Origin of the sequence: Terriglobus sp. YAF25, from assembly GCF_052113305.1 — a bacterium.
GTDB lineage: Bacteria > Acidobacteriota > Terriglobia > Terriglobales > Acidobacteriaceae > Terriglobus.
Genome location: NZ_JBFRCY010000572.1, coordinates 1 through 3,945, shown reverse-complemented (window position 1 = coordinate 3,945; position 3,945 = coordinate 1). Strand labels below are relative to the sequence as shown.

Annotated in this window: 3 protein-coding genes; 1 reads left to right on the top strand and 2 read right to left on the bottom strand. The window is 59.5% G+C overall.

What is annotated here, in order from left to right; all coding sequences use genetic code 11:
* Window positions 1–629 (bottom strand): DMT family transporter (locus AB4043_RS20315; RefSeq protein ID WP_442307915.1); only part of this gene is annotated, 629 nt, incomplete at its 3' end.
* Between the two features lie 87 nt (window positions 630–716).
* On the opposite strand from AB4043_RS20315, the gene AB4043_RS20310 reads away from it, so the two are divergent.
* Entirely contained in the window at window positions 717–1,607 is an 891-nt protein-coding gene (locus AB4043_RS20310; protein WP_442307914.1) for a LysR family transcriptional regulator, read from the top strand.
* Between the two features lie 42 nt (window positions 1,608–1,649).
* Here the strand turns inward: AB4043_RS20310 and AB4043_RS20305 are convergent.
* Window positions 1,650–3,945, bottom strand: a 2,296-nt coding sequence (locus tag AB4043_RS20305) for a glycoside hydrolase family 38 C-terminal domain-containing protein (protein WP_442307913.1), incomplete at its 5' end; no start/stop codon positions are given.

Genomic DNA, 3,945 nt, shown 5'->3' with positions numbered 1-3,945 from the left:
AGTGTGATGTGGGCGGGATGGCGGGTGAGAGCAGCTACGGGAGCCAGCATCGATGCTGCCAGCGAGAGCTGTGCTGTCGCCAGGCCGATGGGATCGAGTCCCTGTAGCTTCGCCTTCGCGATAAGAGTAGCGGTCGCGTAGCCGAGCGTCGCCAGCACAATCACGGTGATTCCGAGAGTAAGGCTGCCCTGCCCAGGCGCCGGATCGGAGGTGCGGCTGTAAACCACCAGGGCCACGCCGCCGAAGCCGATCAACACACCGAGTATCGTTGCCAGTCCCATCTTCGTGCGGTGCACGGCCATGCCTAAGAGCATGGTCCAGATCGGGAGAGTTGCATTCAGTACGGCAGCGGTATTGCTGGGCACCGTCTGCTCTCCCCAGGCGAAGAAGCTGAACGGAATGGCGTTATTGAAGAGCGCCACGGCGAGCAGCCAGGGCAGCATCTTTCGCGGAGGAAGCCGGTTTCCCCTGAGTTTCAGCAGGACAAGCAGCAAGGCTGCGCCTGAGCCGGAACGCAGCATTCCGACCCAGACGGGCGGGAAGGTGGTGGCCGCAATCCGGATCATGAGGAACGAGATGCCCCATACCGCCGAGAGTAGGATGATCTGCGCGATGTGCCGTGGCTTCATGGAGCTTAACTTTCGCAGGTTGGCATGGATCGCGTCCAGCGAATTGATATGATTACTTGCATCGAAATTCCTGATGGGAGTGAAGCTGTGCTCGACCTCAAGCAGGTACGGACCTTCGCGGAAGTTGCGCGCGAAAAGAGCTTTACCCGCGCTGCCAGTCAGTTAAATTATGCGCAGTCCAGTGTGACCGCGCAGGTGCATGCGCTTGAAAGCGAACTTGGATTGCCGTTGTTCAACAGGCTTGGCCGGCAGGTGGAGCTGACGGCGGCAGGCACACAGTTCCTCGCCTATGCGACCCGTTTGCTGGTGCTCGCTGAAGAAGCGCGTACCTCTGTGCAGAAGAGCGGTCAGGTGGTGGGCCCGCTGGTGATTACGGCGTCGGAGAGCCTGTTGACCTACCGTCTGCCGGATCTGCTGCGGAGTTTCCAGTGCACTTACCCTGGCGTACAGCTTACGCTGCACACCAGTACGCAGTGCGCTTCGGTCAGCCCACTGGAGCCAGGCATCGACATCGCCATCACCATCGATGAGCCGATCGAGGTGCCGCAGCTCCTGGTGAAGTGTGTCCGCCGGGAGCCGATGCTGGCCCTCGTTGCCAAGGAGCATGCGCTTGCCGGCCAGAAGAAGGTTACGGCAGCGGAGATTGCCGAACACCAGATTCTGCTCACGGAGCGCAGTTGCAGCTATCGCGCATTATTCGAGCGCACGCTGGCGCAGTGCGGCGGCCGTGTCAGTAAATGCCTGGAGTTCGCAAGCGTCGAGGCGCTGAAACAGTGCGCGCTCGCGCGCATGGGTGTCGCGGTGCTGCCGGAGGTCGTTGTGGCGGAAGAGCTGGAGAAGGGAAACCTGGTTGCGTTGCCATGGCCGGAGAAGAGGCTCTCGGTCTATACCCAGGTCGTTCGCCATCGGGACAAGTGGTTTTCGCCGGTGATGCAGGCATTCTGGTCCATGGCCCTGGAGATGTTATCGGAACGGTAGAGCTGTGTTTGCAGCTTCACCGTTCCGCATGGAGAGTAGAGACTATTTCGACGTTGTTGCCGCAGCGGGAGGTTCTGCTGCAGGTTTCGGCGCCTCGAGCAATGATGTCGCGACAGTGAGCTTTTCGCTCTCCTGCGCTGTCGAGATGGCGAGGATGCGAATCTTATCGTTGTTCGGCAGGGTGATGGTCTTCGCGCCTTCCGCGAGGTCGATCGGATAGGCAAAGAGATAGGAATACTGATAGGGCTGGTTGAGTCCCTGCGGCGTATGAATGTGCGAGGCGTACCAGGCGAGGCCGGCCGTCTTCAGGAAGCCGGGTTTCAAGCCGATATAGTCGTCCGGATAACGAGGCGCCGGAGGACGCGCCTCGCGCTGTTGCAGGTCTGCGGGCGGCCAAGCCGCATGATTGGCTGAGATGGCCCAGTCGCGACCGGGCTGTTCCTTCCAAAGGCGCGTATCCCACTGACCGATATAGCCAGTCCAGTCCTGGATTTTGAGCGTCGCAGTATGAGTGCCGACCTTGAAGACACCTGTCTGATCACCATCAGCAGATGCGGCAAGGACATAGACACGGTTGAAGTGTCCTTCAGGAAGCTTGATGGTCTGGCCTTTTGCTACCACCGCATTTGCATTGCCCGTCTTCGCGGATGCAAGGTCGAAGACAACGCCGTGATAGTCGATCTTGTCGGGAAGCATCTCGGCGGGGATTGCGTTGCCTTTGCCGTCGAAGCCACCACCATTGGTTGCGGTATCGTCGTTGCTGCCCGTGGCAAGGTCATACTGTAGCGGCACGGCCTGGGATTGAACCGCATTCAGCTTCGCCGTAGCATTGGCAAGCCGAATGGCAAATGTTCTTGGCTGATAGGCCGTGAACGATGTCTTGAGGACGCCCTGTTCGACGACTGCATTACCCAGGGATTGCTCCTGCGCGTTGACTTCGCGGGCGGAAGCAATCGGGCCTGCGAAGGATACCTGGACATCCTGCGCCGGTTTGCCGTCAAGCTCGACCATGCGAAGGATAGTTTCATCGCTGTCTTCGGCTTTCTTCAACGCAAGCACGCGGATGCGCGAGTTGTTCAGGTGGACGAGGGAGAAAGATTTCCCAAGCGTTCCCTGATGCTTGCCTGTCTGGAACGCGATGACGGGAGCGTTCATGCGATAGGCCTGCCAGTCTGTCTGCGTTCCGAGATCCCAGTTGTAGGTGGCATTCTCGTTCGAGGCGCTCAATGGGAAGGCGACTTTCAGGTTGGCCGAGCTTGTCTTCCAATCGATACTGTTCGCCCACACCACACGGTTGCCGGCGTTTCCGGCGGACAGGCTGATGGTCTGCACGAACTTCGAACCCTCGGCTTCGCGGGTTACTTCCAGAGCCACGCGGACAGGGCCATTCTCCTTGATGCGGATCGTGGGTTTGCCTGCGACAAAGGAGCGAGGCGCCGCCTGCTCCTGATCGAAGTCCATATTCCATGCCGGCCACTGCCTTGGCTTGTCATTGGAGATGGCAAGACGTACAGGAGCGGAGAGAAGTTCCTTCTTCGTCTGTTTGTCGTAGATGCTGGAGACATCGCCATCTCCGTTGAGCTTCACGAGATAACGAGCATTCTCGATGGAAGAGTTCGTTACCTTGAGGCCGGTTGAAGGTGCCGCCTTTTGTGCCGCCTGCACGTGATAAACGGCGTACCCCACAGATGGGACCGTTGCGAGGAAGAGAACCTTCCCCTCGGCGATCTGAGCCGGCACTTCTTTGCCTTGGGCATCGGTCACTGTGACGCTCTTCGGGGTCGCTCCGGCAAAGTGGAGATCGGCTTCGACCACATCTTCCCGCTCAACATTCAGCGGATTGAAGAGCACAACCGGGATGCCCGCGCCTTCGGTGTCCAGTCCGGAGGCAATCGCCTGGCTAGCGCTGGTGAGAACGCCGTTGAACTGATTGGCGACAATGGCATCGTCATTCCACGCATACTCATACGACTTCGGTGTGGCGGTTCCAGCGGCGGTGTCATGGAAGTGGCCTCCCAACGCCAGCATCCAGGCATCGTTCAAACGCTGTTGCGGATAGGCGGCGCCTCCCATCCATGCTGCCGCGAGCGATGACTTCTCCGCGGCGTCGGCCAGAAGCTCATTCTTCAGCACCCAGCGCTTGTGATAGGCCTGCGAGGTCAGCGAACCGGCGGAGTGATTGATGAGCTCAAGGTCGCCCTTCACCGTCGGCAGCTTTGAGGTCATGGACGGAGGTATATCTTTGAAAAGCTGGTCGGCGGTCGCAATGACGACGTGAACCGGGCCCTCGCCCACCTGTACTTCCGCTCCGCTTTCGGCTGCTTTGGGTGTCTCCCCC